Here is a 467-nt window from a genome sequence, read left to right on the forward strand (position 1 = left end):
GTCGATGTACGGCGGACCTTCACCCAGCAGCCGAAGTGCCAGGTCTGACCTAGCGCCACAGCCACCGGTAGTAGAGCACGGCCAGCAACAGCCAGATCGCCACGATCACCACGGCGGCCGCCTTGCTGCGGGGGCGCTGCGAGCTGGCGCGCTCGAATTCATCCGCCTGGAGCTTGCTTGCGGCATACACCTGCGCGGGTACGAGGCGAATGATCAGCCAGATGGACGCCGGCAGGATCAGCAGGTCATCCAGCAGTCCCAGCACGGGAATGAAGTCCGGTATCAGATCGAAGGGGCTCAGCGCGTAGGAAACCACCAGCAGGCACAGCAGCTTGACCGGCAGGGGCGTTTCCGGGTGCTTCCAGCAGAACCACAGGATCATGGTTTGCCGTTTGATCGAGCGGGCCCACTGCTTGAGTCTTGCGAACATCGTGCGTTACCGGTGAAAGGGAGTGCCTAACCTACAC

At 62.5% G+C, this 467-nt stretch carries 1 protein-coding gene; it reads right to left on the reverse strand.

The window, feature by feature from the left end; genetic code table 11:
• Positions 1 to 49: 49 nt before the first annotated feature.
• Positions 50 to 430: a DUF1232 domain-containing protein gene (locus tag J5M58_RS26740; protein ID WP_207880384.1), complete on the reverse strand. Its 381-nt coding sequence runs from the start codon at positions 428 to 430 to the stop codon at positions 50 to 52.
• Positions 431 to 467 lie beyond the last annotated feature (37 nt).

Source organism: Pseudomonas sp. 32_A (genome assembly GCF_017490905.1).
GTDB lineage: Bacteria > Pseudomonadota > Gammaproteobacteria > Pseudomonadales > Pseudomonadaceae > Aquipseudomonas > Aquipseudomonas inefficax.